This window comes from Spongiactinospora sp. 9N601 (assembly GCF_044326295.1).
In the GTDB taxonomy this organism is placed as follows: Bacteria; Actinomycetota; Actinomycetes; order Streptosporangiales; family Streptosporangiaceae; genus Spongiactinospora; species Spongiactinospora gelatinilytica.
In genome coordinates, this window is sequence record NZ_JBIRBB010000016.1 from 168,881 (window position 1) to 193,685 (window position 24,805).

The 24,805-nt window shown below is 70.9% G+C and carries 27 protein-coding genes; 11 read left to right on the forward strand and 16 right to left on the reverse strand.

Translation table 11 applies throughout. The features are described from left to right. Positions 1 to 38: 38 nt before the first annotated feature. On the forward strand, positions 39 to 941 hold the full coding sequence (locus tag ACH34R_RS33200; RefSeq protein WP_397565505.1) for an ABC transporter ATP-binding protein: 903 nt from the start codon (positions 39 to 41) through the stop codon (positions 939 to 941). Continuing rightward, positions 938 to 1,783: an ABC transporter permease gene (locus tag ACH34R_RS33205; RefSeq protein ID WP_397565506.1), complete on the forward strand. Its 846-nt coding sequence runs from the start codon at positions 938 to 940 to the stop codon at positions 1,781 to 1,783. Before ACH34R_RS33200 ends, ACH34R_RS33205 begins: the two co-directional genes overlap by 4 nt. Positions 1,784 to 1,786: 3 nt before the next feature. On the opposite strand, the gene ACH34R_RS33210 is transcribed toward ACH34R_RS33205, so the two are convergent. Both ACH34R_RS33210 and ACH34R_RS33215 read right to left on the reverse strand, forming a co-directional pair. Beyond that, positions 1,787 to 2,212, reverse strand: a complete 426-nt coding sequence (locus ACH34R_RS33210; protein WP_397565507.1) for an ATP-binding protein — start codon at positions 2,210 to 2,212, stop codon at positions 1,787 to 1,789. After that, a complete protein-coding gene (locus ACH34R_RS33215) occupies positions 2,209 to 2,580 on the reverse strand; it encodes a hypothetical protein (protein ID WP_397565508.1) in 372 nt (123 codons plus the stop codon). The genes ACH34R_RS33210 and ACH34R_RS33215 overlap by 4 nt, the downstream gene beginning before the upstream one ends. A gap of 564 nt (positions 2,581 to 3,144) precedes the next feature. Between ACH34R_RS33215 and ACH34R_RS33220 the strand changes: the two genes are divergently transcribed. Both ACH34R_RS33220 and ACH34R_RS33225 read left to right on the forward strand, forming a co-directional pair. Continuing rightward, positions 3,145 to 4,464 (forward strand): hypothetical protein, encoded by a 1,320-nt coding sequence (locus tag ACH34R_RS33220; protein WP_397565509.1) that lies wholly within the window; start codon positions 3,145 to 3,147, stop codon positions 4,462 to 4,464. Between the two features lie 9 nt (positions 4,465 to 4,473). Further along, a complete protein-coding gene (locus tag ACH34R_RS33225) occupies positions 4,474 to 5,025 on the forward strand; it encodes a GNAT family N-acetyltransferase (protein WP_397565510.1) in 552 nt (183 codons plus the stop codon). 6 nt (positions 5,026 to 5,031) lie between these two features. On the opposite strand, the gene ACH34R_RS33230 is transcribed toward ACH34R_RS33225, so the two are convergent. The 3 genes from ACH34R_RS33230 to ACH34R_RS33240 form a co-directional block, all read right to left on the reverse strand. Further along, positions 5,032 to 6,240, reverse strand: coding sequence for an alpha/beta fold hydrolase (locus tag ACH34R_RS33230; protein WP_397565511.1), 1,209 nt, complete (start codon positions 6,238 to 6,240; stop codon positions 5,032 to 5,034). Next, the gene (locus tag ACH34R_RS33235; RefSeq protein WP_397565512.1) at positions 6,237 to 6,815 is read right to left on the reverse strand and encodes a hypothetical protein; all 579 of its coding nucleotides are present in this window, start codon (positions 6,813 to 6,815) and stop codon (positions 6,237 to 6,239) included. Before ACH34R_RS33235 ends, ACH34R_RS33230 begins: the two co-directional genes overlap by 4 nt. A gap of 154 nt (positions 6,816 to 6,969) precedes the next feature. Further along, on the reverse strand, positions 6,970 to 8,184 hold the full coding sequence (locus ACH34R_RS33240) for an alpha/beta hydrolase family protein (RefSeq protein ID WP_397565513.1): 1,215 nt from the start codon (positions 8,182 to 8,184) through the stop codon (positions 6,970 to 6,972). Between the two features lie 139 nt (positions 8,185 to 8,323). On the opposite strand from ACH34R_RS33240, the gene ACH34R_RS33245 reads away from it, so the two are divergent. Then, complete coding sequence (locus ACH34R_RS33245; protein WP_397565514.1) at positions 8,324 to 9,400, forward strand: sensor histidine kinase; 1,077 nt, start codon at positions 8,324 to 8,326, stop codon at positions 9,398 to 9,400. Next, the gene (locus tag ACH34R_RS33250) at positions 9,397 to 10,065 is read left to right on the forward strand and encodes a response regulator (RefSeq protein ID WP_397565515.1); all 669 of its coding nucleotides are present in this window, start codon (positions 9,397 to 9,399) and stop codon (positions 10,063 to 10,065) included. Before ACH34R_RS33245 ends, ACH34R_RS33250 begins: the two co-directional genes overlap by 4 nt. A gap of 269 nt (positions 10,066 to 10,334) precedes the next feature. Here the strand turns inward: ACH34R_RS33250 and ACH34R_RS33255 are convergent, their stop codons facing one another. The 5 genes from ACH34R_RS33255 to ACH34R_RS33275 form a co-directional block, all read right to left on the reverse strand. Continuing rightward, positions 10,335 to 10,814, reverse strand: a complete 480-nt coding sequence (locus ACH34R_RS33255; RefSeq protein ID WP_397565516.1) for an SRPBCC domain-containing protein — start codon at positions 10,812 to 10,814, stop codon at positions 10,335 to 10,337. After that, positions 10,814 to 11,176 carry an ArsR/SmtB family transcription factor gene (locus ACH34R_RS33260; protein ID WP_397565517.1) on the reverse strand — a complete coding sequence of 121 codons (363 nt, stop codon included), beginning with the start codon at positions 11,174 to 11,176 and terminating at the stop codon, positions 10,814 to 10,816. Before ACH34R_RS33260 ends, ACH34R_RS33255 begins: the two co-directional genes overlap by 1 nt. A gap of 6 nt (positions 11,177 to 11,182) precedes the next feature. Continuing rightward, a complete protein-coding gene (locus ACH34R_RS33265) occupies positions 11,183 to 11,554 on the reverse strand; it encodes a VOC family protein (protein ID WP_397565518.1) in 372 nt (123 codons plus the stop codon). A 54-nt stretch (positions 11,555 to 11,608) separates the two neighbouring features. Beyond that, positions 11,609 to 12,613, reverse strand: coding sequence for a glycoside hydrolase family 26 protein (locus ACH34R_RS33270; protein ID WP_397565519.1), 1,005 nt, complete (start codon positions 12,611 to 12,613; stop codon positions 11,609 to 11,611). A gap of 203 nt (positions 12,614 to 12,816) precedes the next feature. Then, positions 12,817 to 13,635 (reverse strand): class I SAM-dependent methyltransferase, encoded by an 819-nt coding sequence (locus ACH34R_RS33275; protein ID WP_397565520.1) that lies wholly within the window; start codon positions 13,633 to 13,635, stop codon positions 12,817 to 12,819. Positions 13,636 to 13,859: 224 nt separating this feature from the next. Between ACH34R_RS33275 and ACH34R_RS33280 the strand changes: the two genes are divergently transcribed. Beyond that, complete coding sequence (locus tag ACH34R_RS33280; protein WP_397565521.1) at positions 13,860 to 14,279, forward strand: hypothetical protein; 420 nt, start codon at positions 13,860 to 13,862, stop codon at positions 14,277 to 14,279. Here ACH34R_RS33280 and ACH34R_RS33285 read toward each other — a convergent pair. Continuing rightward, the gene (locus tag ACH34R_RS33285; protein ID WP_397565522.1) at positions 14,196 to 15,695 is read right to left on the reverse strand and encodes a hypothetical protein; all 1,500 of its coding nucleotides are present in this window, start codon (positions 15,693 to 15,695) and stop codon (positions 14,196 to 14,198) included. The two genes, ACH34R_RS33280 and ACH34R_RS33285, sit on opposite strands and share 84 nt — an antisense overlap. A 598-nt stretch (positions 15,696 to 16,293) precedes the next feature. Between ACH34R_RS33285 and ACH34R_RS33290 the strand changes: the two genes are divergently transcribed. Both ACH34R_RS33290 and ACH34R_RS33295 read left to right on the forward strand, forming a co-directional pair. Then, positions 16,294 to 18,843, forward strand: coding sequence for a glycosyltransferase family 39 protein (locus tag ACH34R_RS33290; protein ID WP_397565523.1), 2,550 nt, complete (start codon positions 16,294 to 16,296; stop codon positions 18,841 to 18,843). Beyond that, positions 18,840 to 20,225, forward strand: coding sequence for a glycosyltransferase family 2 protein (locus tag ACH34R_RS33295; protein ID WP_397565524.1), 1,386 nt, complete (start codon positions 18,840 to 18,842; stop codon positions 20,223 to 20,225). Before ACH34R_RS33290 ends, ACH34R_RS33295 begins: the two co-directional genes overlap by 4 nt. A gap of 26 nt (positions 20,226 to 20,251) precedes the next feature. Here ACH34R_RS33295 and ACH34R_RS33300 read toward each other — a convergent pair whose 3' ends face one another. From ACH34R_RS33300 to ACH34R_RS33310, 3 genes are all read right to left on the reverse strand, one after another. Next, positions 20,252 to 20,821 carry an RICIN domain-containing protein gene (locus ACH34R_RS33300; RefSeq protein WP_397565525.1) on the reverse strand — a complete coding sequence of 190 codons (570 nt, stop codon included), beginning with the start codon at positions 20,819 to 20,821 and terminating at the stop codon, positions 20,252 to 20,254. A gap of 249 nt (positions 20,822 to 21,070) precedes the next feature. Next, entirely contained in the window at positions 21,071 to 21,466 is a 396-nt protein-coding gene (locus ACH34R_RS33305) for an ArsR/SmtB family transcription factor (protein WP_397565526.1), read from the reverse strand. A gap of 9 nt (positions 21,467 to 21,475) precedes the next feature. After that, the gene (locus tag ACH34R_RS33310) at positions 21,476 to 22,093 is read right to left on the reverse strand and encodes a TetR/AcrR family transcriptional regulator (RefSeq protein ID WP_397565527.1); all 618 of its coding nucleotides are present in this window, start codon (positions 22,091 to 22,093) and stop codon (positions 21,476 to 21,478) included. Positions 22,094 to 22,180: 87 nt separating this feature from the next. Between ACH34R_RS33310 and ACH34R_RS33315 the strand changes: the two genes are divergently transcribed. Continuing rightward, entirely contained in the window at positions 22,181 to 23,380 is a 1,200-nt protein-coding gene (locus ACH34R_RS33315; protein WP_397565528.1) for a cytochrome P450, read from the forward strand. Between the two features lie 43 nt (positions 23,381 to 23,423). On the opposite strand, the gene ACH34R_RS33320 is transcribed toward ACH34R_RS33315, so the two are convergent. Together ACH34R_RS33320 and ACH34R_RS33325 are read right to left on the reverse strand one after the other, a co-directional pair. After that, positions 23,424 to 23,852: a TraR/DksA family transcriptional regulator gene (locus ACH34R_RS33320; protein ID WP_397565529.1), complete on the reverse strand. Its 429-nt coding sequence runs from the start codon at positions 23,850 to 23,852 to the stop codon at positions 23,424 to 23,426. Between the two features lie 50 nt (positions 23,853 to 23,902). Beyond that, positions 23,903 to 24,262 carry a hypothetical protein gene (locus ACH34R_RS33325; protein WP_397565530.1) on the reverse strand — a complete coding sequence of 120 codons (360 nt, stop codon included), beginning with the start codon at positions 24,260 to 24,262 and terminating at the stop codon, positions 23,903 to 23,905. A 154-nt stretch (positions 24,263 to 24,416) separates the two neighbouring features. Here ACH34R_RS33325 and ACH34R_RS33330 point away from each other — a divergent pair, with 154 nt between their 5' ends. Next, positions 24,417 to 24,785 (forward strand): hypothetical protein, encoded by a 369-nt coding sequence (locus tag ACH34R_RS33330; protein WP_397565531.1) that lies wholly within the window; start codon positions 24,417 to 24,419, stop codon positions 24,783 to 24,785. The last annotated feature ends 20 nt before the right edge of the window (positions 24,786 to 24,805 follow it).

The following is a 24,805-nucleotide window of genomic DNA, read 5'->3' on the forward strand; positions in this document are numbered from 1 at the left end:
CGCGACGGCCCGGCCACCCCCACCTGAGAGACACCACGATGACGAAGAGCGAACGAGTCGTGCTCGACGTCGACCGGCTGCGCATGCGCTACGGCCCGGTCGACGTCCTGCGCGACGTCACCTTCCAGGCCCGCCACGGTGAAGTACTGGCCCTGCTGGGGCCCAACGGGGCTGGCAAGACCACCACGATCGAGATCCTTGAGGGCTTCCGCGTCCGCTCGCAGGGCCGGGTGGCGGTGCTCGGCACCGACCCCGCGCACGGCGACGAGCGGTGGCGGGCCCGGATCGGGGTCGTCCTGCAATCCTGGCGCGACCACGGCAAATGGCGCGTACGCGAGCTTCTCGCCCACCTGGGCACCTACTACACCGCCTACACCACCCCCGAGATCCCGCGGCCCTGGGACCCTGACGAACTGATCGCCGCCGTCGGCCTGACCGAGCACGCGAACAGGAAGCTCAAGACGCTGTCGGGCGGTCAGCGCCGCAGGCTGGACGTGGCCATCGGCATCGTGGGCCGCCCCGAGCTGCTGTTCCTCGACGAGCCGACGGCCGGCTTCGACCCCCAGGCCAGGCACGAGTTCCATGACCTCGTCCGCAGGCTGGCCGACGACCACCACACCACCGTCCTGCTCACCACCCACGACCTGGACGAGGCCGAGAAGCTGGCCGACCGCATCCTCGTCCTTTCCGACGGCCGCATCGTCGCCGACGGCACGGCCGCCCAGCTCGCGCGCCGCATCGCCGGCCAGGACGAGGTGCGCTGGCTGCACGACGGGCGGCGCTTCACGGAGCGGACCACCGACTCCACCAGGTTCGCCCGCGACCTGTTCGCCCGCTACGGCGAGGAGGTTCAGCAACTCGAGGTCCACCGGGCCTCCCTGGAGAACACCTACCTCGCCCTGGTCCGCGAGGCCGAAACGACCCAGGAGAGGGCCCAATGAACCCCGCCACGACCGCACTGCGCGCCGGCTGGTCCCGCGGTCTCATCGAACTGCGGCAGTCGTTCACCAACGGCGGCGAGCTGTTCTCGCACTTCCTGTGGCCCGCACTGATGATCGCCACCATGTTCTTCATCAGGGACCTGCCGATCGGTACCGGTGGGCTGCTGCTGGGCGCGCTGGCACTGCCGAGCATTCTTGGGATGAACGCCGCCACCGCCATGATCGGCATGGGCCAGCAGCTCACCGCCGACCGCGAGGACGGCACCCTGCTGCGGGCCAAGGCCACCCCGCACGGCATGCCCGCCTACCTTCTCGGCAAGGTGGTCCTGGTGTCCGGCGGCCTGCTCGCCGACCTGGTGATCTTCCTGGTGCCCGGAATGCTCATCGTCGAGGGCCTGCGGATCGGCCCCGGCTCCTGGCCGATCCTGGCCTGGGTGCTGGCGCTCGGCCTGCTGGCGACCCTGCCGCTGGGCGCGGTACTGGGGTCGCTGTTCCCCAGCGCCCGCGGCCTGGGACTGATCCAGCTCCTGTTCCTCGGCGTGATCGGGATCTCCGGCATCTTCTACCCGCTCACCGCGCTGCCCGAGTGGCTGCAATGGATCGCCCAGGTCTTCCCGGTCTACTGGATGGGGCTCGGCATGCGCTCGGCCCTGCTGCCGGACGCGGCGGTCGCCGTCGAGGTCGGCGAGTCCTGGCGGCACCTGGAGACCGTGGGGGTACTTGGCGCATGGGCGGTGCTCGGCCTGCTCCTGGCGCCGGTCCTGCTGCGGCGGATGGCGCGCGGGGAGTCCGGTTCGAGCGTGGCCGCCCGCCGCGCCCGCGCCCTCCAGCGGGTCGGCTGAGTCCTACCGCAACAGCGCCCACACCATCCGCCCCTCCCCCGCGGTGCGGACCCCCCAGTCCGCCGCCAGGGCCGCCACGATCTGGAGGCCGCGTCCTGACAGGGCGTCCGTGTCGTCGTGTCGGGGAGCCGGGACGGTGTCCGCGCCTTCGTCCGTCACCTCGATCCGTACGCCGTCCTCCCCCGCCTCCACCAGCGCGACCACGAACCGGCCGCCCGTCGTACCCGAGCGAGTGTGGGTGATCGCGTTCGCGGCCAGTTCGCCCAGAACGAGCAGGGCGTCGTCGTTGCCCTTGCGTCCGCCGGCCTCCAGCAGCGCCGCCGCCCAGTGGCGGCCGACCGCGACGGCCCGGTGGGTGCCCGGGAGGGTGACCGTGCCCAGGGTGTGTTCCATGAGGGTGGCCATCCGGGGGCGGGAGTACAGAGTCACGGGCGTCCTTTCTGCATCGCACGGTCGAGTACGGTCCGTCCCAGCTCTGGGCGGTCGAGTACGGTCGGCCGGAGGAGTAGTGCGTAGTCGTGGGTGAGGCCGTCGGCCGCGCCCTTGATCGTGAATCGCACGCAGTACAGCGGAAGGTCGCGGCGGCTGGTACGCGGGCTTCGCCACCAGATCAGGCCCGCCCGCTCCACGATCGCGACGAGGTCGGGGGTCAGGGACAGCCGGGTGTGTTCGGCGGTGCCGGAGACGCGGACGCACCCGATGCCGCGCGCGATGAGCACGGCTCGCAGACGTTCGGCGGGAGAGACAGGGACCGCCGACGTCCGGACGCTTGGATAGGCCAGCAGGAGGGAATCCATCTCAACGGCCGAACTGCCCGGGAAAGGGGCGAATAAGCATCTGATGGCCGGCGGGGATGGCCCATCTGCGGGATGGATGCGAGCGAATACCGGCTTTCATCGTTACCTCTGTCGCGCTCGATTCGGGCCGGCGAGAACCACTCCCGCCGCCGCGCTGCGGTGCCCGCAAGTAAATGCCATCCGTAGTCGCGCTGTCACTAAGGGTCACGAAGTGCTTTTCATACCGGCCACAGTGCCCCTGAGCTGCTGAGATCCTTCGCCTGGAGCGCCGTTCACTCGATCGGCCCGGCGAACGTCCGATTCGTCTGGTTGCCTGCGCCCGGCGAGCGGGGAAACCTGCTATCAGAGCCTCGTGCCAGGGAGTTCTCAATGCGGAAACAGTGGGGCAGGCAGGAGATAAACCGGCTGAGGGCGCAAATGATCGCCCAAGGGCGCGGTATGGAGGAAATAGCGGCAGAGATTCGCGCACAAACCGGACGATCACTTCTTGCGTCCTTCCGGCTGGCCCATGGGCTCAGTCAGGAGGAGGTGGCCGGCCGAATTCGCCTCCGATCACCGACCACGGTGATCACACAGGCCGGCCTGTCATGGATCGAACTATTTCCGGGGCCTTCGTCGCGCCCGCCGTCCGCCGTTCAGATCATCGCACTTGCGGAGATCTACCAGACCACGCCCAGGCGACTGCTCGCCCCCGAGGCGCTGGACCGGCTCCCGGCCGCCGAGCGTGAGATCGTCATCCGCTGCGACCCCGGCCACGCCGCCGTACCTGGTGATCACGTAAGCGAAGCCGCGCCAGAGCCGCAACCGCAACCGCTCATCCCCTCGTCGATCGTGCCACCGCTGCGGCGGCCGGTCGGCGGTCTGCAACCGGAGGTAGAGATGGCCGCTCGCAGAGCACGGAGATTCGTGGCGAACACCGAGGCCAGTAACGTCGGCCCAGGGACGCTCGACCAGTTACGCGATGAGATCGTCCGCATCGCGCGCGCGTACCCCCAAGATCCGCTGCCCACCCTGCTGTTCGATCTGATCGAGTGTCAGGACATCGCGTTCCGGCTGCTGGAAGGACATCAGCGACCGGCAGAGTCGGCGGAGTTGTATCTGCTCGCGGGCGTCGCCTCCGGCATGCTCGCCAAGGCCAGCCATGACATGGGCGACCCGCACACCGCCCTCACGCAGGCCCGCGCATCTTTCGTCTGCGCCGACAATGCCGGGCACGACGGGCTGCGCGCGTGGACGCGTGGATTGCAGTCTTTGATCGCCTACTGGGCGGGCTGGCCGAGCGACGCCGCCCGTTATGCCACGACGGGAGCGGGGTTCGCCACTCGGACCCAGGGGTCGGCCTCGGTGTGGCTGCCGGCGCAGGAGGCGCGGGCCTGGGCCATAATCGGCGACAGGGAACGAGCCGTCGAGGCGATCGATCGGGCCCAGGCCGCTCGGGAGAGCGTGGGCCATGACGAACTGGACGACTTCGGCGGGATCATGACGTTCAATCGCCCGCGCCAGCTCTACTATGCCGCCGACACCCTCGTCTGGCTGCCCGGCGACGAGCAACGGGCCGATCAAACCGCGCAGGAGGCACTGAGCGCCTATGACGGTGCAGACCCGGGCGACCGGGCTTTCGGTGACGAGGCGGGCGCGCGGGCCGATCAGTCGCTCGCCCGGGTTCACACCGGTGACCTGGACGGCGCGGCCGAGGCGCTGCGGCCCGTGCTCGACCTGCCCGCCGATCAGCGCAACGCGGGCATCGTCGCGAGCGCCATGCGGGTCCACAACGCCCTGCGCGTCCCGGCGTACGCGCGCACTCCGCAGGCCCGTGACCTGCGGGAGGAGATCGAACAGTACAGTCAGGTCTCAGTGCGTACGGCGCTGTCGCGCGGACGCTAACCTCACCGCATGCATCCCGTGACGATCGACTCCGAGCGGCTGCGACTGCGCGAGTTCACGGAAGGGGACGTGGACGCCCTGCTGCGCGTCTACGGTGATCCCCAGGTGGTCGAGCACATGTCGTTCGAGCCCCGCAGCAGGGAACAGGTCGAGGCCACCGTCCAGGCCGTGATCGCGGCGGCGCAGGTCGAGCCGCGCACGGAGTACTCGCTGGCGGGCGTGGACGCGGCCACCGACGAGTTGGTCGCGTTCGCCCGCCTGGCCATCGACACCCAGCATCCGGGGCAGAACAGCGGGCAGATCGGGTTCGCGTTGCGGGCCGATCTGTGGGGACGCGGGCTCGGCACGGAGCTGGCCCGGCTGCTGCTCCGCCTCGGGTTCGACGATCTCGGGCTGTATCGGGTGTGGGGGGCGCGGTCGCCGCAGAACGTGGTGTCCGGGCACGTCATGGGCCGGTTGGGCATGATCGAGGAGGGGCGCGTCCGGGGGCACCTGCTGATCGGCGGCTCGTACCGCGACTCGGTGGTCCACTCGATCCTGGCCCCGGAGTGGTCCTCCTAGGCCGGGTCACGGGCTCTCGCCGCGCAGGAACCTGGTGACCAGCTCCCGGTACCTTTCCGGCCGGTCGTCGCCGATGTCGTGCCCGGCGCCGTCGATCGCGCGGAAGACGGCGTTCGGAAGTACGCCGGCGTACTCCCGGGCGACCTCGGGCGCCAGGTAGTCGCACGAGCCGCGCAGCACCAGGACGGGCACGGCGACGCGGCGCAGCGCGGGCCGGGGATCGGCGACGCGGGCGGCGTCACGCACGCTCATGACGTTGGCCCAGTACCCGAACCCCGGCTGCGGCCGTCTCTGCAGCGGCCCGCCGGGGCAGCCCGACCGCAGGTCGAGTTCGCCGACGAAGGACTGGAACTCGCCGTCCATCGCCTCGTCCGGCAGCAACGCCCGGGTGGCGCGTGGACCGGCGAGTTCCACGAGTACGGCGGAGAGCAGCAGGCGCGGGTGGCGGTCCCAGAGCACCCCGGTCTGGTCGCGCAAGCCGCTCGCCGTCATGTGCCGGTCGCCGGGGAAGGCGGGAGACCAGATCATCCCGGGCGAGGTCACGACCGCGCGGGCCACCCGGTCGGGGTGCGCGGCCAGGTAGGCGGCGGTGAGCGTGGCACCCCACGAGGTACCGACCAGTACGACGCGTTCGGCGCGGATCGCGGCCCTGAGCGCGTCCAGGTCGGCGACGTGCCGGGCTACCGTGTAGCCGCCGCTCGCGTCGGGCAGACGGCTGGACAGGCCCGCGCCCACCTGGTGGTAGGCGTACACGTCGAAACCGGCGGCGGTGAGCGCGGGTTCCAGTGGGGACGGCTTCGCGTCGGGCCCGCCGGGGCCGCCGTGGAGCAGGATCACGGGGGTGCTTTGGCGGTCGCCCTTGGCGGGGGCGGCGTGGGTGTAGGCGATGCGCGAGCCGGTCGGCAGGTCGAAGTACCGTGTTCGGGGCCCGGGCGGGATCGGCTGGGACGGCGGGCCGCCGAACATCAGCGCGGCCAGGGCCGCCAGTTCTGATGCGGTGATGATGATCGCTGTCCAGCGCCTTACGGGTGCGGTCGCCACGCGCCGGAGCGCCCACCAGGCGACCGCCGCCGTTGCGAGGGCGGCCATGGTCAGCGCTACGTACCGGTTGCCGCTGAGAATGGCGGCGGCCCAGAGCGCGCCGAGTCCGGCGATGAGCGCGGCCGGCATGCCCAGTCCGGCCAGTGCCTTGGGGCGTAAGCCGGTCTCCATCATTGCCTCGGCGATTCGGCGGTGGTCTCCTCCGACGGGGAATCCACCGGCTTGCGGGAGGCTTGGTACGAGTAACTGACGGGCCAGATGAGCGCAATGAGCGGGACCTTGGCCAGGTTCGCCATGAACTCCATGAGGGCCGAAGTACGCGAATGGTCGTCGACCATCCAGACGACGCCGAGCAGCACGGCACAGGTGATCGCGTATGCGGCCAGGATGCGCAGCCAGACGCCCCACTCATAGCGCGCCCTGGCCCGCTTCTCAGTAGGCGGCTTGCGCGGCGGCGGGCCCCCGGCGAAACGATGCGCGAACTTCGCGTCGGCCCATTTGATGGTGCGGTGGCCGAACATGATGGAGTACGCGATATAGGCGGCGGCAAGGCCATGCTGGATGCTTCCCACGGCCCCTGAGCGCATGTCGATCACGGCCGCGACGAGCAGGATCACGTCGAGCAGTGGAAGGCTCAGCAAGAGCGCGTTGCTGAGCCTCCGCATCCGCCACAGGTATCGGGCGGCCAGGCCAAGCCCGAGCAGGGCCCAGAACCCGATCTCACAGGCGATGATGATCGCTAGGATCACGAAACTATCCCCCTTTGAACCCCCATTGCCTTCGATGATGGCCGAGTCAGAGGGGCGTCGCCTCGTCGCCGGTGATGAATCGTCGTACATCCTTTGACGGACTGCACGAGAAAATCTCCCGCAGGTGTGGCGCGTTCGTCGTGTAGCGGGGTTCTCAGGGGATGAGGGACACCTCGGGGAAGCGCTCATCGGGCGCGTCGAACATGCGGGTGGACTTGCCGGCCAGGTGCAGGTCGAAGAAGGCGGCGATATAAGCGCGTTGCGCCGCGAGGGAGCGCTGCGGGTCGATCGTGCCCACGAAGTCGCCGAAAGGCGTCTCGCCTGGGATCTGTGGCAGCAATGCCTGCAGGTCGGTGAACGAACCGTGGGCCGCGCCCTTGAACCGCAGCTCCCGCTTCCACCCGCGCGAAGCCTGCCAGAAGGACTTCCAGGTGGGCTCGCTCTCTCGGGTGTGGGCTTCCGCTGCCATCTGCAGGAACGGCTTGGCCACGCCGGTCTTGGCGACCGGGCCGACATAGGCGCCGTCGAGATTGACGCCCGCGTCCACCCGGGCGTCGTCGCGGGCGAGCTGGGCCGCCACCGAGCCGCCCAGCGACTGCCCGAGCACCCCCACCCGGGACAGGTCGGCCGCGCCACGCAACCCTTCGGGCAGCCGGAGTCCGCCGACCTGCCCGAGTCCGCCGACCTGCCCGAGTCCCCTGAGCTGCCCGAGTCCCTTGAGCTGTCCGAGGACGAAGCGGACGTCGGCCAGACGGGCCTTGCTGTGCTGGGTGAGCAGCTTGGCGAGGACCCGTGGGGTCAGCTTGTCCGGCAGGGGAAGCGCGCGCACGAGCCGCCCGCCCGGGAACTCCACCTGGTCGGCCTCGTAGGTGTGGTCCACGGTCACGACCAGGTACCCGCGCGAGGCCAGGTCCTCGACCAGCGTGGTGCCGAGGGTTCGGGGCCCGCCGTCCCCCGAGCTGAAGAGTACGACGGGCAGCCTGCCCGCACAGCCGTCGACCGGCGCGCCGGGGCGGGCGTGGGTGGCGGTGGCGGCCCAGTTCACCGTGCCCTTCGGGATGCCCATGGGCGGTGCGGAACGGCGGTTCCAGTCGGCCGCGGCCAGGGGGGCCATGTGCGGGGCCGGTGCCCGGCCGGTGTTCTTCGCCGGGTACCAGAGGCTGACCATCAGCTCCCGGTAGGGCTTCGACCTGACCAGGGGATCGGGGCGTGAGCGGTCCACCAGGCGCATCGCGACCGTGCCGACGGCGTACGGCCCGTCCGGCTCAGGGAGGGTCAGGGTGACGGGGCCGGCGGGCGGCGCCATGGACACCGCGAGGGACACCACGGCGGCTTTCATGACCGCGACGGCTTTCGTGAAGAGGAACATGCGGCCAGGCTCGCAGCGAGCCTCGATGCCGGACGACCGGCGGACGGCTGACCCGGGGGTGCGACTTTCGGATGAGACGCCCATATGGTCCACCTTGCGCAGGATGGGGGTGAACCCCCAGGTCAACTAGGGTGAGCGCATGAAGCCCGTTATCGCCGACGCGCTGCTGGCAGCCGTGATCTTCCTGACCACACTCGGCCCCGGGCAGGTCATGACCACCGGCGACATACGGGTGCTCGCGCTTCAGGTGGCCCTGTTGGCGCCCCTGGTGTGGCGGCGGCGCGCTCCGCTGGTGGTCTTCTGCGCGATCTCCGTGGCCGCCGCGCTCCAGTGGGCCGCCGACGTGCAGCTTCCCGCCGACGTCAGCCTGCTGGTCGCCCTCTACACCGTGGCCGCATACCGCCCCGGGCGGCAGAGGCTGCTCGCGGCCCTCGTACTGGAGGCCGGGGTGGTGCTGGCCGCGGCGCGGTGGGCACCGCCCGGCCAGTTCCCCATCTCGGTGCTGGCCATGACCGCGATGGGCGCCGCCGCCCTCACCACCGGACTGTGGGCGGGGGCGCGGCGGGCGTACGTCGTCTCGCTCGAACGCGACCGTGAGCAGCGGGAACGCCTCGCCGCGGCGGAGGAACGGGCGCGGATCACCCGCGATATGCATGACATCGTCACCCACAACCTGTCGGTCATGGTGGCCCTCGCCGACAGCGCCGCCCATGTACGGCACCGCGCCCCTGAGCAGGCGGGCACCGCCCTGGAGCGGATCGCCGAGACCGGCCGCCAGGCGCTCGCGGACATGCGCCGCTCCCTCAGCGGGGAACCGTCGCTCGATCCGGCGCCCGGGATCGCCCAGTTGGTCCCGCTCGCCGACCAGATGCGCGCGGCCGGGCTGCCGACCCACCTGCATGTGGCAGGCGATGCCGAGGCGATCCCTCCCACAGCGCAGCTCACCATTTACCGGCTGGCTCAGGAGGCGCTGACGAACACGCTCAAACACGCACCGGGCGCGACGGCCGAGGTACGGGTGAACCTGACGCCGCGGCGCGCGGAGGTGGAGATCATCGACGACGGACGTCCCGGGCGGGAAGCGGCCCATGGGCAGGGGCTGGCCGGGATGCGCGAACGTGTGGCCGCCTACGACGGGATGCTGGAGGCCGGTCCGCTGCGTGGCGGCGGCTGGCGGGTGGCGGCCGGTCTCGACCTGAAGGGCGGAGGGGCATGACGATCCGGGTACTGATCGCCGACGACGAGTCCTTGCTGCGCTCGGCCTTCCGCATGGTGATCGAGGCCGAGCCGGATATGGAGGTCGCCGGCGAGGCGGGCGAGGGAGAGGAGGCGGCCACGATGGCCAGGCGGCTGCGTCCTGATGTGGTACTGATGGACGTGCGCATGCCCGACCTGGACGGCATCGAGGCCACGCGGCGCATCGTCAGGGACTGCCCACGTTCACGTGTGCTCATCCTGACCACTTTCGACCTGGACGAGTACGCCTTCGCCGGGCTCAGGGCGGGTGCGGCGGGATTCCTGCCGAAGAACACCCGGCCCGCCGAGCTGCTGACCGCGATCCGCAACGTGGCGTCCGGCGAGGCCGCCCTGTCGCCGCGCGTCGCCCGGCGCCTGCTGGAACGGTTCGCGCCCCAGCTCATGCCCGGCGCGCCCGCGCGTGACGAACGGCTGGCACTACTGACCGCCCGCGAGCACGAGGTACTGGTGCAGGTGGCGCACGGGCTGTCCAACGCCGAGGTCGCCACGGCGCTGCACCTGGCCGAGGCCACGGTGAAGACGCATCTGAGCCGCGTCTTGTTCAAGCTGGGACTACGGGACCGGGCACAGGTCGTGGTCTTCGCCTACGAGACCGGCCTGGTACGCCCCTCGGCCCACCCCTGACCTGCCTCCGCTCGGGCGGCAGGCACCCCCTGGGGCAAGGAGGCAACGGGGGAAGGCATCTGCGCTGTCCTCGGCGGCATGCGTCAAGGCGTTGTGGCGCAGCGTGTACAGCTCGGCGGGCGGGTGGGCAGGAGTTCGACACGGACACGGCGATCGGTCGAAAACAGCAGACCGGTACGGCGGCGGGGCCGGGTACGGCGGTTCGGGGAGTACCGGGCTCCGCCGTACTGGGCCCTCGAACGCAAGACCCCGGTGCGCGGATCAGGGTGTCACATGGATTCCAGCGTGGTGCGGAGGTTGCGCATGACGCCCGTGCGCCAGCCGCCGCCCATGATGGCGCGGGCCTTCTGCTGGAGCGGGTGGTCCGGGTCGAAGCCCTCGTGGAGCAGGAAGAGGCGGGTGCCGGTGCCCTCCGGTTCGAGGGTCCAGGTGATCGTCCAGTCCACCTCGATCCCGCCCGCCGGGTCAGCGTCGCGCCAGCCGATCCGCAGCATCCGCCCGGCCTCGAACCCCAGTACCTCGGCCAGCACAGTGCCGGAGAACCCCGTCACCGGCACCGCCGCCACCTCCATCGTGTACCGATGCCCGACCTCCAACCGGAAATCCCCCGGCATCATCCAGCGCGCGAGCAGCTCCGGCTCGGTCAGCGCCCGCCACACCTTCCCCGGCGGATGGGCCAGGAACTGATCGACTCGTACAGTGGTCAGGTCGTCGGCGTCCATCGTGGTCGGCATGTCCGTATCGTTCATCAGGAAGAAACCCCTTCCGGGTCGTCAGGCAGCGAGTCCAGTACATCGCGCAGCCCGGCGAGCCGTTCCCGCCAGTACCGCTCGAACGGGTTGAGCCATTCCTGCACCTCGTGCAATGGCACCGCCTCCAGCCGGTAGTACCGCCGGCGGCCCACCTTGCGCTCGCTGACCAGCCCGGCCTCGCGCAGCACCCGCAAATGCTCGGAGAAGCTGGGCCTGGCCATGTCGAAGTGCCCGGCCATCTCCGCGACCGGCTGCGGCCCCTGGTCGCGCAGCATCCGCAGTACTTCGCGGCGCACGGGACTGGCCAGGGCCGCGAACACCCGATCTTCGACAGCCGCGATCACATCGGCGTGGGCCATCGCGGATCAGGCACCAGTGGCGGCGGCGGCGAGGATGAACGCGTTGCCGTCGGGGTCGGTGACGGTCGCCTGGCGTCCCCACGGCTGGTCGGCCGGGCCCTCCACCGCCGCCCCGGCCTCGGCGAGGCGGGCGCAGTCGGCGTCCAGGTCGGTGGTCTGCAGCATGATGCCCCGGGAGCTGCCCGGCGTGAAGCCCTGCTCGGCGGCGGCCAGCGTGAAGGCGGTCTGCGCGCCCTTGGGCGCGACCTGGAGCCAGCGGACCGGCCCCATCCGCTGGTCGGCGACCACGTCGAAGCCGAGGGTGCCGACGTAGAAGTCCTTCGCGCGGTCCTGGTCGGCGACGGGCAGGGTCACGAACTGTGCATGGGTGATGTTCATGCGACCCACTATAGGTAGGAAATCTCCTACCTGTCTAGTCACCCCCAGAACGACCTACGGCAACGGCTGGTTGACGTGGGCGTGCTTGCCCGCCGCCCCGAACGCCTCCACCACGCCCGGCCCCTGGAGGCGGAAGTCGCACCCGCGCTGATCCTCAAGGACCGCGTTCCACTGCAACAACGCCTTGATGTTGGGCATCTTGGCCAGCGCATCCGGAATGCCGCGATACCACTCGGCCTTGGCGTCGGGACGGTCCGGGTCGGCCTCCGTGCCGTACTCGCCGATCACGATCGGCTTCTCCGAGAACCCGTTCTCCTGGAACCAGTCGTACGTCGGCTTCAGGGTCTCCTCGAAGCTCTTCCAGGGCGCGTCCCGGCAGGGCCCGAAGTTGTAGGGGTCGTAGCTGATCCAGTCGGCGTACTCGTGCCCGGGATAGAACGACTTCCAAGTGGACCGGTACTCCTGGTACCCGGTGACCGCCCACACCCAGTCCACGTTCGTTACGCCCAGCGCCTTGAAGCGGTCGTGGATGTGCCGGTAGGCGGCGACGTAGTCGGCGGGCTCGCCGCTGCCGGTCTTGCGTTCCATCTCGCCGTCGAAGCCGATCATGACCGGCTTGCCGTACTGCTTGACCCGCCGGGCCTGCGGATCGATGACCGTGGCGTCGAGCGCGCCGTCGGCGATCTGCCGCCAGGGGATGTCGCGGTTCTCCGACCAGATCTTGGCCTCCCAGCTCAGCAGGAGGATGCGGTCCTGGCCGATCTGCGGTTCGTCGGCCTTCAGCAGCATGCCGTTGTCCGTGGCCGACATGTCGTGATAGGTGAACACGATGTCCAGCCGGCGGCCGATGGTCTGCTCCATGCCGCTGATCGCCGACAGCAGCGTGCCCTGCTGGGGCGGCGGCACGTACATGCCCCACCACGCGCCGGACGGCGGCGTCAGGCGCGGGCCCTGAGCGCTCGGGTCGGCCGGCCCGCGGGACTGCTGGGAGCGGACGACGATCACGGTGGCGACCACGGCCACCACCACGACAGCGGCGATGATGACGAGCCAGCGCACCCGACCTCCTCGACCTCCCGCTCTGCTCGGTTGGGAGGCCATCCGTCCCCTTCCACGCTCGGACGGCCGCACAGGCCGCACATCGGTCAGACCTCGACCACGCTACGTCGCCGAGCGGTACCGTACCAGCGCTCCAGCCTCCGGATTTGCTGAGTGTTTCGTTCCAAACCGGGCCCGGCCCGCGCCGGACACCCGAAACCGGATCAGAATTCCAGCCGGTAGAAGAGCGACATGTCCCGCATCAGCGGCACCCACCTGCCGATCGCCGCCACCACCCGCAACCGGGCGGGAAGCCGGTCGTACCCATCGAGATCGAACGCGCTCATCGCCGTCACACAACGCAGCCGCCCCGGGTAGACCGCCTCCAGCTCGGCCGGGTCGTCGACGCCCCAGTAGAGGGTCGCCCCGGCGGCCTGCACCGGCCCGTTCAGCTTCTGCAGCTTGATGCCCCGCCTGCTGAAGGCGTCGAACACGAACTGCCCGGCAGGGAAGTGGTCCACGATCCGGCGCAGCAGCGCCGCGCCCTCGTCCGGTTTGAGGTACATCGTCAGCCCCTCGGCGACCACCAGGACCGGCAGGTCGGCGGGGATGTCCGCGAGCCACGCGGGGTCGGTCACCGAGGAGGCGATCAGCTCGTACCGGCCGCCCGGCGGCTCCGGGAAGACCTGGCGGCGCAGGTCGATCACGTCGGGGAAGTCCACGTCGTACCAGCGGACGCCCGGCCCGGGATCGACCCGCCGCACCCGGCTGTCCAGGCCGCAGGCGAGGTGCAGCACGGTGGCCTGGGGGTGGGCGGCCAGGTATTCGCGGGTCCAGGCGTCCAGGTGACCGGCGCGGAGCGCGACACCGACCTCGTCGCCGCGCCGCATCCCGGTCGTGGCGAAGTCGAACTCCAGCCGCTCGACCGCCTCAAGGGCCGCCGTGTCGTGCAGGACCGAACGGGAGGATCGCGCGTCCACCGCTCTGCCGTAGAGAGTGGCCAGCATCGTGGCCTGCGCACCGGAGAGCCGAACCTTGGCCATGGCAGCCACGCTACGCCGCCCGCCCGGGGCCGCACCAGGTTTCGGCAAAGTCGCCCGCGGCGTGCCGGTAAATCCGGCATTGGGCAAACACATCCGTACCTTTGTCCGCGCCTCCGGTCGAGTCCGGCACGCGTTGCTAGGGTCGCCGATATAGGAAGAATCACCATTCACCGGCACCGCGCGACCCCCGACGCGGTGCGAAGCAGGTTCAAGGGGGAGACGCGATGACCTATCAATCCGGACATCCAAGGCAGGCCATCACGGGCTGGGTCGGCTGGGTGTGGTTCGCCGGGATCATTTTGATCATGGTGGGCATCTTCAACATCGTCAGTGGCCTCTACGCCATCGTGAACAGCGACCTCTATGTGCAGACCCCGTCCCGCCTGCTGCTGTTCAACCTCGCCGGCTGGGGGTGGATCCACCTGATCTTCGGCGCGCTGCTGCTGGCCACCGGCATCGCGCTGTCCGTCGGCCAGACCTGGGCGCGCGCGGTCGCGGTCGTGCTGGTGGTGATAAACGCGATCACCCAGCTCATCTGGCTCGCGGTGAACCCGTGGTGGTCACTGGTCATCATCGCGGTCGACGTACTCGTCCTGTACGCGATCGTCGTCCACGGCCGGGAGGCCCAGACCCTGTCCGAATGAGGCGAATGAACCGGCCGGGACCGCCGCGCCGTACCGGACGGCCTCGAAACCGGCGAAATCCATGCGGATCGCCTCGACTCCCCAGACCCGCAGGGCCTCGCCGATCCGGTACTCCAGGCGGGCACGAACGCCTGCCGTGCCCATCGCCGGTTCGAGGACGGCGGCCCCCGCCGCGAACTCGGCGAAGCAGGCCGCCACGACGGGGCCGAGCACGTCCGCCGCGAAACGCCTGATGGTCAGCCGGTCCTCCAGCAGGCCGCCCAGGCAGTCGCGGTCGGCCTCGCGCAGGCCGCCGAACTCCGCCACCAGGCCGGGCGCGGCCTCCGGCGGGACGCGCAGGGTCTGCGCCAGCCTGGGCCGCAGCGGCGCGCCGCCCTCCACCACGAGTTCGATGGGCGGGAGTTCCAGGTCACCGGCGCCATGGCCCCACCGCACGGTCAGCGGGCGTACCGGGATCGGCATCACCGCCGCGAACCACGGGTTGAGCGGGTGAACCGAGTCCTCAGGAAGGGTCTCCCGCTGCACCCCGCGCCGGCCGCCCCGTTCCAGGAACACCCACGGCAGGCGGTAGCCGTCATGCCCCTCGATCCGGGGCCCGACCGGCTCCCCCTCCCCCGGCTCGACGCCCGCCGAGGTGATCACCACTCCGGCGTGCCGTGGCGGGATCGCGATCTCCCGTAGTTGCCGGGCGGCGTTCTCGTCGTTGCGCATGTCGGCGTCCTCGGTGGTGATCACCTCGAACAACGCCCGGTTGATGTCGTAATGAGCCCCTCCGGGGAGGATCGCCGGCTGCCTGCCGCGTTCGCCGCCGCCGCGCAGGAAGGCCGCGCCGTCCTGGAAGTCGTCGCACGCCACGTACCGCGCGAACGGCCTGCCCGGCGGGAGGGGCAGGCCCGCGCCGGCCAGGACGAGCCCGACCGTGCCGGGCGGCACGTAGGTGCGCGGCACGGTCTCGATCTCGAACAGCAGCGCGTTGATCCGGTACGACGCGCCCCCCGGCAGCGTCGCGACCTGCCTGCCCTGCTCGCCACCGCCGCACAGGAAGGCCACGCCGTCCTGGAAGTCGTCGCACTCGACCGGCATGCCGAACGGCCGCTCGGCCGGCCGCCTGCTCCCTTCGAGCGCGGTGACCAGGCCGATCCGGCCTTCCGGGATGCGCACCCAGGGCACGAACTCGACGGTGCAGAAGCCGGGCATCAGCCAGGCGGTCCGGCCTGCGGGCAGGGTGGCGGCGTGGATCCCCCGGGCCTGGTAGGGGGTGACCCGGCGAAAACGCGGATCGCCGTGCGCGGGCCCCCGGATCTGGCGGACCACGCCCACGTGTCCTTCTGGAACGGTCCAGCGACCGGCGAGGTAGACGGCCAGACCACTTGAACCGAGTATCGCCAGCAGCACGACCACCTGCACGAACGTCATCGCTCCCCCTACCGGGCCCGTTATGGCGGGCCCGGTCCGTTTTCCGGGGCCGAGCACTTTCGCTGGACACGCGTCACCCGCCCGGCCGCCAGGCGCACGACTCCTCCCCACCTGTGAGCCGCTGCGGATCTCTCAGGAAGAATAAAGCGGACATGTCACAGCACGATTACGTTTCTGATGTAATAATCCGGCTAAACAGTACCAGATGACGTTATTTGCGACTTGCGAATGAACCGTCATTCATCCGGAATGCGCGACGGCCTGCAAGACTCAGATACGCCCCCGGGCGGGCGGGTGGAGGAGGGCCGCCACGGCCGGGGCTCATGGGTCTGACCTGCGGATCTCTTCGTGCCCGGCGAACGATCTCCCCCGCTCCGGAAACGTTATCCGCCAGCCCATCCAGCAGGCATGAAACCCCGGAAATACCGCCTCTTCCGCCAACAGGGTCTGTTGTCCGGCGTGTTCGGTGAGGTGCGGTCCTGTCCCATGCATACTGTCGGCCGGTATCCGCCACCTTGCTACACGTCGGATATGTGCGGCGGCTCTTCGGGGAGTCGTGAAGAAACTGGTGGGGCGTTTGTGATTTGGGGGGTTTCGCGTGAGCGTGGCCATTGTGATGCCCGCATGCCTCGACGAAGCCGACCTCGCGGCCACCGTCGAGGACTTCCTCGCCACGATGGAGGACGCGGAGCACTATGTGATCATCGTCGCCGACGACACCGGCCACGGCCCGCGCGACGAGTCGCACGACGAGCCGGGCCATGGCTCAGGCGGTGAGCGGGGTGGGGGCCGGATGGCGGAACGGCTGGCCGCCCGGTTCCCCGGACGGGTGCGGGTCGCGTACCAGACCCCCGGCGCGGAACGCGGGTCGGCCGTGCGGACAGGGGTCGCCTTCGCCTTGGAACGCACCCACGCGGAGCGGATCTTCCTGATCGACCCGGACGCCCGGTTCGGCGCGCACCGGCTGCCGGAGATCATCCGAGAGGCCGGGCGGGAACGGGCCGACGTGGTGGTCGGGTACCGCCTTCGGCTGGTCCGGGCGCTGTTCGGGCGGGCGCGCGAGGCGGACTGCGCGTACAAGCTGTTCGACCGGCATGTGCTGGAACGGCATGACCTGGGGGTGGAGGCGGCGACGCTGTCCCTGCGGCTGCTGACGAAGAGCCACGGCGGGGACATCCGCATCCTGCGCCGCCCGGTTGAGCCGCCGACCAGAGTGCCCGCCAGACGGCCGGGCAGCGCCCGGCCGTTCACCCCACGCGACCCGCAACCCCCGGCCCCGGCCGAACCCCGCCCACCCACCACCGCCCCGCGAACCACCGGATCACCAACGGCTGCACCCCTTGACCAACGGCCCACGCAACCGGCCACCCCCGGCCCACATGCCACCGGCCCGAGCACCGCCCAGCCACCCGCGCACCCCACAGGCCCGGCCACCCCCGGCCCACATGCCACCGGCCCCAGAACCGCCGCCCGGCCGGGCGCTCCCTGGCGGCGCCATCTGCGAATCGCAAGGCCGAGCCTCGCGCGGGCCGCGCTGATCCGCCTCACTCGCCCTGGCCCGCCGCCCGCCCTGCGCGAGGTCATGTGGTGGCGGGCCAGGCGGCCGAAGGCCGGGCCGCGGCGGGACCGGGCGCTCGCCCTGGTCACGCTCGCCGCGATCCTGCTGTCACTCGCCGCCTGGCACGGCTTCGCCGCGTCCCGGCTCGCCTACCCCGACGCGATCTCGCACCTCCTCATCGCGCGGCGCGTCGTCGACTCCCCCACCCCCGGCCTGGCCCAGCTCGGCGGCGTGTGGCTGCCGCTCCCCCACCTCCTCGCGCTGCCGCTGGTGTGGATCGACGCGTGGTACCACTCCGGCCTGGCCGCGACGCTGATCTCCATGGCCGCCTACGTCCTGGCCACCCGCTACGTCTACAAGACCGCCCAGGACCTCACCGACTGCCGGAAGGCGGGCATCACGGCGGGCGCGGTGTTCGCGCTCTGCCCCGCCGTCCTCTACCTGCAGAGCACCCCCATGACCGAATCGCTGCTGCTCTGCTGCGTGGCGGCCACCGTTCACCACCTCACCCGCTGGCGGGCCACCCGCTCCTACCGGTCCCTGGCCGCGACCGCGCTGGCCGCGCTGGCCGCGACGCTCACCCGCTACGAGGCGTGGGCGCTGGACCTGGCCGTGGTGGCGGTGGTGGCCTGGACGGCATGGCGGGGGTCCCGCTCGGCAAGGCAGCCGCGCGGCGTCGAAGCGAACGTGATCTTCTACGCCACCCCCGCCTTCGCCGGCATCGCCCTGTGGCTCATCTGGAACGCCGTCATCTTCAATGACCCGCTGTATTTCTACTCGGGCGAGTTCGCCAAGCCGTCCCTGTGGGTCGCGCAGGGCGAGGCCGCCACGAACGACTGGTGGACCGCGCTGCTCACCTACGCCTACGCCGTACTCGGCAATCTGGGCCCGCTGATCCTGCTGCTCGCCGTCCCCGGGCTGGCCGCGCACGTGCTGCGCCGCCGCGACCCCGCGCCGCTGCTGGTGCTGGCGCTGGTGCCGGTGTTCGTGTGGGCGCTGCGTACCGGGCAGCGTCCGCTGCACGTCGAAGAGATCACCGGCGACCTCTACAACGTGCGGTTCGGGCTGATCATGATCCTGCCGGTGGCGCTGCTGGTCGGCGGGCTCGCGGCCGGTACGACCTGGACCCGCGCGAGCCGGTGGGCGCGCGGCTGGGCGGTGCCCGGCGTCGTGGTCGCCGGCTGCGCGGCGGTCGCGGCGGCCACGGTCGCGCACGGCGTGGACGTCCGGCGCGAGGCGGAGGCGTTCCAGGCCGGCCGTACCGCACGCGGCGCGCTGGGCGCCGCCTCCTGGCTGCGGGCGAACTACGACGGCGGCACCGTGCTCATACACTCCTTCGGAAACGAGACCGTGATGTTCCACTCACATCTGCCCACCCGATCGATCGTCTACGAAGGCAGCTTCCGGCGGTGGGCCGCCGCGCTGGCCGACCCGCGCGGCGCGGGGATCCGGTGGATCCACATGCGCCGCAGTCCGGGGAACACCGACCGGGTGTGGCGGGCGCTGCACGGTACGACGGCGTTGCGCGACTACACGCGGGCGTACATCGACACCGACCGGGTCGTCTACCGGGCCAGGGCGGGATCGTGAACGAGGGCGACGGCAGCGCGCGGGTCACGCTCAGCCGGGGGCAGCGGGTCGCGCTCGGCGTGCTGGCGGGCGGGCTCGCCCTGGCCGTACTGCTGAACGCGGGCATGGCGGTGGTGACCGCGGCCGTGGTGGCGGCGTCGGTGCTGTACGTCGCGGGGATCGGCATCAAGCTGTTCCTGATCTTCGGGTCCGGCGAGGCGCGCGTCCTCCACGTCGCCGAGCTGCCCCCCGACGAGGCGCTGCCCCAGTACACGGTGCTGGTCCCGCTGCACCGGGAGGGCCGGGTGCTTCCCGCGCTGCTCGGCCACCTGGCGGCGCTGAACTACCCGGCCGACCGGCTCCAGATCCTGCTGCTCGTCGAGGAGGACGACGAGGAGACCGCCGCCGCGCTGCCCGGCGTACTGCCGCCGGCGTGCACGGTCGTGCCGATCCCAGCGGGCGGGCCGCGGACCAAGCCCAAGGCGTGCAACGTGGGGCTGGGCATGGCGACCGGCGAGTTCTGTGTGATCTACGACGCGGAGGACCGGCCCGATCCCGACCAGTTGCGCAAGGCGGTGGCGGTGTTCCGCGGCTCGCCCCGGTGGATGGTCTGCGTGCAGGCCGAACTCCAGTACTGGAACCCGTGGACGAACTGGCTGACCAGGTGCTTCGCCGCCGAGTACGCGGTGAACTTCAGCCTGTTCCTGCGCGGCCTGGACCGGTACCGGCTGCCGATCCCGCTCGGCGGGACCTCCAACCACTTCCGGGCGGACGCGCTGCGGGATCTGGGCGGCTGGGACCCGTACAACGTCACCGAGGACGCCGACCTCGGGATTCGCATCGCGCGGCGCGGCTGGAGCGTGCGGATCATGGACTCGGTGACCGAGGAGGAGGCCAACAGCCGCCTCGGCAACTGGCTGCGCCAGCGCAGCCGCTGGATCAAGGGCTACCTGCAGACCTGGCTGGTGCACATGCGCTCGCCCGGCGCGCTCCGGCGCGAACTGGGCTGGCGCGGCTTCTGGAGCTTCCAGTTCACGGTGGGCTTCGCCGCCCTGGCCCCGCTGCTCAATCCGGTCTTCTGGGTGCTGACCGCGATCTACCTGACCGCCGGCCCGCGCCCGATCGAGGCGCTGTTCTGCGCGCCCGCCCTCTACGCGGGCACGATCGCGATGATCGCCGGAAACCTGCTGCTGGTGCTCGCGCACATGGCCGGGTGCATGGAACGCGGGCTGCACGGGGCGGTCCGCACGATGCTGGTCGTCCCGCTGTACTGGGTGCTGATGAGCGCGGCGGCGTTCCGCGCGCTGGTCCAGCTCATGCGGCGCAGCCGCAGGCATCACTGGGAGCTGACCGAGCACGGGCTGGTGCCCGCCCCGGAACCGGCCGGCGCGTCCGCCCGCTGAGGGACGGACCCGCCGACCGGCGGCCGTCAGTTCGCGGGCACGCCGACCACGCGGAACCGCTGGTGGGCGTCGCCGTGACAGGCGTAGTGCTGGACGACCGCGTACTCGTCCCGCGAGCCGCCGTAGACGTCCATGCACTGGCCGTTGAAGCGGGAGCGGAGCATGACGGGGTCGCCGTCGCGCATGGCGCGGTAGTCGGAGAACTCCCAGACGGCCCGCCGGTCGGCCACGCCGTCCTCGCCGCAGGCGAGCTGCAACAGGCGGCCGTGCGGACGCCCGGGTACGGCGGCGCACTTACCGGTCCGCCGGTTGACCAGGCCCCAGCCGGAGGCCAGCCGGACGATCCGCCACTGCCGGGTGGCGTCCTCGCCGAAGCTCGCCTGGAGCACGCCGCGGCGGTCGGTGTCTCCCCTGGTCTCGGCCATCAGCACATGACCGCTGTGGACGGCCACCAGGTAGTGGTGGCCGCCCGCGGGCTTGGCGGACACCGGCTCGGCGGACGCCGCCGCCTGCGGGAGGGCCGCTGTGGCCGCGACCAGGACGCCCAGTACGGCGGCCACCCCACGCGCCGCCACGGAAAGGTGATTTTCCCCCATTAATCGCGCTCCTTCCAGAAATACCGGCCTTTGGGGAATACGGGAATGCGGTGTGCATTCGTCCCCGCAGCCCAGGGAAACCTCTGAAAGGAAACGATTTCAGCCGCCGCACAACTCGGCTCCCAACCGAGGGTATTCCCGGCCCAAAATCACGCGTCGCCGGAAATGATCCCGATAAGTCCTCGCTTTGCCGGGATCAATCCCGCCAACCCGGAAATCGGGCCGAGAACGCGCAGCCTGACCGCCGGATCAGACGGGATGTAGTCGGGGATGGAGCGGGATGTTGGGTCTGGGCGGGGTGAGCGGAGGCGGCGGGTCGTCGTCCTCGATCACGCCCGTGACATAGCCGGTCAGCAGTCCGGCCTCGGCGAGCAGGCCGCCGACGTGGGAATTGGCGGTGCGGTAGTAGACCCGGGTGCCATCGCGGCGGGAACTGACCAATCCCGCCGCGCGTAGTCTGGCCAGATGCTGGGAGACCGCGGCGACGTGCGCGCCCAATTTCTCGGCGAGTTGCCCGACGCGGTATTCCTGCGACGAGACCGCGTGCAGGATCTGGAAACGGATTGGATCGGCGATCGCCTTCAACACTTCCACGACCGAGTCGACGGACACGACCGGGGATTCGGAAGGAACTTGCGCAACCATGCAAATATTCTACCCCGCGACCGCCCCCTTTCCGTCGTCCGCGCCGGCGGTATCGCCATCACCGTCGTCCCCGGGCAGCCCGTCGATCAGCTTGAAAGCCACCTGCATCGCGACCCGGGGCCGTTCGTCCTCCGCCAGGCCCATGTCGATGATCGGGACGTTGCCCAGCAGGATCGCGACCACCGCGAGCACCGCCTGGAAGCGCTCGGCCGCGTCCATCCGCGGTGAGCTCAAGATGGTGAGCATCGCAAGGACGCTGTCACGCATCTGCTCCCCGGCCGGGATGTCCCGCATGGCCGCCTGGTTGACCTGGACGAACCGCAGCAGCGGACGCCACTGCCCGTCCAGCAGCTCGAAGATCCGCCGCAGGATCTCGCGCCTGGCCTCCTCGGTGGCGGGCTGGGCGCGGGCCCAGTCGTTGAGTTCGTCCACCGAGGCGGACAGGTCGCCCATGACCCCGGAGAGGATGTCCTCCTTGGCCTTGTAGTGGTAGTAGAGCGCCGGCCTGGTGATCCGCAGCCGATCGGCCACCTCGCGCAGTGTCGTCTTCTCGTATCCCTGCTCGGCGAACAGCTCCAGGGCGACCTGCTGAATCCGTATCCGAGTATCCGAACGCCGACCTGCCATTACCTCTCCCGCGCTTGACGGCCGGCTCTCACATTGCTTACTTTCATGTAAGTAAGCAATGCGATCCGGCTGGTAGGGAGCAACACTATGGCTCACGACTTTCCCGTCCAACGGTCCTGCCCCTTCGCGCCACCGGCGGAGTACGAGAAGCTCAGGGACGAGGCACCGGTCGTACGGGGGAAGCTGCCCGGGGGCGAGGTGTGGCTGGTGACCCGGTGGGCCGAGGCCCGCCAGGTGCTCAGCGACGCCACGATCAGCACCGCCCCGAGTACGCCCGGCAACGCCCTGGTCGCCATGTCCGCCGAGCCGCCGCCCCCGGAGGTGCTCGAAGCGCAGGCCGAGCAGGGCCGGGGCTTCTTCATCGACATGGACCCGCCCGAGCACTCCGTCTACCGCAAGCTGCTCATCCCGGAGTTCAGCTACCGGCGCATCAAGGAACTGCGGCCCGGCATCCAGGCGACCGTGGACCGCCTGATCGACGACATGCTCGCCCAGGGCACCGAGGCCGACCTGGTGGAGGCGTTCGGGCTGCCGATGCCCTCACTGGTGATCTGCCAGTTGCTCGGCGTGCCGTACTCCGAGCGGGAGTTCTTCCAGAGCAGGACCCGCAGGATGCTCACCGACGAGGACGAGGCAGGCAGGACCGCCGCGGTCGGGGAGCTGCGCGGGTTCCTGAGCGGCCTGGTCGCCGAGGCGGAGAAGGCCCCCGGCGACGACCTGCTCGGCCGGCTCGTCACCGCGCGGGCCGTGCCGCACGAGGACATGGTGGGCATGATGTTCCTGCTGCTGGTCGCGGGGCACGAGACCACCGCCAACATGATCCCGCTCAGCGTGCTGAGCCTGCTCCGCCACCCGGACCAGCTCCGGCAGGCCATCGACGACCCGAGCCTGTGGCCGGGCGCGGTAGAGGAACTGCTCCGCTTCCACTCGATCGTGGACTGGGTCGCCTTCGACCGCGCCACCACCCAGGAGATCGAGATCGGCGGCCGGAAGATCGGCGCGGGCGAGGGCGTCCTCGTGCTCGGCGCGTCCGCCAACCGCGACGAGCGGGTCTTCCCCGACCCCGACCGGCTGGACATCCGCCGCGAGGCGCGCCCGCACGTCGCCTTCGGGTACGGGGTCCACCAGTGCCTGGGCCAGAACCTCGCCCGCGCCGAGCTGGAGATCGCCCTGCGCACCCTCTTCGAGCGCGTCCCGGGCCTGCGCGTGGACACTCCGGACGAGGAACTGTCCTTCAAGTACACGGCGCCCATCTTCGGCATGAACGCGCTGCCCGTCTCCTGGTGAGGACGCGGGCGGCGCGTTCACGCCCGCGTCCTAAGGGCACCTGCTAAGCGGCCTCGTGCCGGCGCTGGCACTTGATGCAGAACCGGGCCAGCGGCCGGATCTTGAGCCGCTCGAACGGGATGCCGGTTTCGCAGTGCGCGCAGCGGCCGTAGGAGCCGGCCGACAGCCGGTCCAGGGCCTGGGTCAGCTCGGCGATGGCCCGGTCGGCGGCGGCGAGCGAGGCGAGCAGTTCCTGCCAGGTGCCATCGCTTCCGCTGCCCACCCCGGCCTCGGCCCGCAGGCCGCTCAGGTGGTGGGTGCGGCGGTTCAGTTGCTCCTCAAGGTCCTGACGCAGTGACTGGAGCTGGACGCTGCTCAGGTGGGACGAGTGGCTGGTCTCGGTCATGACGACGATCGACTCCTTGCGCGGCGTGCGGGCACGCCGAAGAGAAAGGGAGATCCGGGCATCGACGTGCCCGGCGTACGCGAACACGCCACAGGGCACCGTGACCTTCAGTGGCGTACGTTGCGTTGGTGGTGACGTCAGCCGAGTGGGGGGCTGCGCGAACCGGCGGCGCGGTGGGTGAGCTGCTGCGGATCCCGGAACGTGTCGTCGGGCGCGCCCGGCACGGTCAGCGGCATCGCGTACGCGGCCTCGCCGAGCCGGTCGCCGCGCGGCGGGGGCGGCCACAGCGACTGCACATGGTGCTCGCGGACGTTCGCCGGCTGCGGCGGCAGGCCGATCAGCCCGCCGTCCAGCGGGCTCCAGCTCCACGCCTTCGCCGGCCCAGGCGCTGAGGACGAGGCGGGGCCTGCGGCGGTGCCGGGGAACGCGGTCGCCACCAGCAGGGACAACAGGACCAGGCCCAGCACGCCGCACAGCGTGCCGGACCCCCGTGACATCGGCCCTGACCCCCTCATATGGCCGACCATAGCCCAGCCGGTAGGAAAAGGCTCGTTCGTTTTCCGGGCCCCGCCCCTGGCGGGGTTGGTGCGGGAGGGCCGGGGACGGGTACGTTGGCGGCCAATAGGTCCGGTCCCGGGGGGAGGAGGCGACGTGCGCAGCAGACTGCCCGCCGTCCGTCTCCTTCTGCTGTCGTGGCTCGTCCTGGTGCCCTGGGCGGTGCCCGCGAGCGCGGCCTCCGCCGCGCCGCCCGGGTGGCCCGCCGTCGCCGAACGCGTGGCGGCGCAGCAGGCGCGCGAACAACCGGGGCTCGGGCGCGAGCCGTACCACCACGGCGTGACGCAGGCGCGGCACCTGCTGCTCGGGCCCGCCGGTGTCACCGGCCCCGCCGTCCTCCCCGCCGGCCTGGCGGCTCCACGACCGGCCTGGGCCGTCGTCGCGGCGCGGGCCACCGCCCGCACGCCGGACGGACGCCGGGTCGCGACCGCTCCGGCCCGCGGACCTCCCTCCACAAGGTGCTGAAGATCCCTTTCCCGCACTTC

Bases quoted from the DNA above. Each gene is read 5' to 3' on its own strand.
- ACH34R_RS33260 (WP_397565517.1), bottom strand. From the start codon at position 11,176: ATGGCCCACGCCGATGTGATCGCGGCTGTCGAAGATCGGGTGTTCGCG.
- ACH34R_RS33255 (WP_397565516.1), bottom strand. From the start codon at position 10,814: ATGAACGATACGGACATGCCGACCACGATGGACGCCGACGACCTGACC.
- ACH34R_RS33280 (WP_397565521.1), top strand. From the start codon at position 13,860: ATGACCTATCAATCCGGACATCCAAGGCAGGCCATCACGGGCTGGGTC.
- ACH34R_RS33215 (WP_397565508.1), bottom strand. From the start codon at position 2,580: ATGGATTCCCTCCTGCTGGCCTATCCAAGCGTCCGGACGTCGGCGGTC.
- ACH34R_RS33300 (WP_397565525.1), bottom strand. From the start codon at position 20,821: ATGGGGGAAAATCACCTTTCCGTGGCGGCGCGTGGGGTGGCCGCCGTA.
- ACH34R_RS33315 (WP_397565528.1), top strand. From the start codon at position 22,181: ATGGCTCACGACTTTCCCGTCCAACGGTCCTGCCCCTTCGCGCCACCG.
- ACH34R_RS33325 (WP_397565530.1), bottom strand. From the start codon at position 24,262: ATGTCACGGGGGTCCGGCACGCTGTGCGGCGTGCTGGGCCTGGTCCTG.
- ACH34R_RS33205 (WP_397565506.1), top strand. From the start codon at position 938: ATGAACCCCGCCACGACCGCACTGCGCGCCGGCTGGTCCCGCGGTCTC.
- ACH34R_RS33200 (WP_397565505.1), top strand. From the start codon at position 39: ATGACGAAGAGCGAACGAGTCGTGCTCGACGTCGACCGGCTGCGCATG.
- ACH34R_RS33245 (WP_397565514.1), top strand. From the start codon at position 8,324: ATGAAGCCCGTTATCGCCGACGCGCTGCTGGCAGCCGTGATCTTCCTG.
- ACH34R_RS33275 (WP_397565520.1), bottom strand. From the start codon at position 13,635: ATGGCCAAGGTTCGGCTCTCCGGTGCGCAGGCCACGATGCTGGCCACT.
- ACH34R_RS33225 (WP_397565510.1), top strand. From the start codon at position 4,474: ATGCATCCCGTGACGATCGACTCCGAGCGGCTGCGACTGCGCGAGTTC.
- ACH34R_RS33250 (WP_397565515.1), top strand. From the start codon at position 9,397: ATGACGATCCGGGTACTGATCGCCGACGACGAGTCCTTGCTGCGCTCG.
- ACH34R_RS33230 (WP_397565511.1), bottom strand. From the start codon at position 6,240: ATGATGGAGACCGGCTTACGCCCCAAGGCACTGGCCGGACTGGGCATG.
- ACH34R_RS33240 (WP_397565513.1), bottom strand. From the start codon at position 8,184: ATGTTCCTCTTCACGAAAGCCGTCGCGGTCATGAAAGCCGCCGTGGTG.
- ACH34R_RS33305 (WP_397565526.1), bottom strand. From the start codon at position 21,466: ATGGTTGCGCAAGTTCCTTCCGAATCCCCGGTCGTGTCCGTCGACTCG.
- ACH34R_RS33285 (WP_397565522.1), bottom strand. From the start codon at position 15,695: ATGACGTTCGTGCAGGTGGTCGTGCTGCTGGCGATACTCGGTTCAAGT.
- ACH34R_RS33310 (WP_397565527.1), bottom strand. From the start codon at position 22,093: ATGGCAGGTCGGCGTTCGGATACTCGGATACGGATTCAGCAGGTCGCC.
- ACH34R_RS33265 (WP_397565518.1), bottom strand. From the start codon at position 11,554: ATGAACATCACCCATGCACAGTTCGTGACCCTGCCCGTCGCCGACCAG.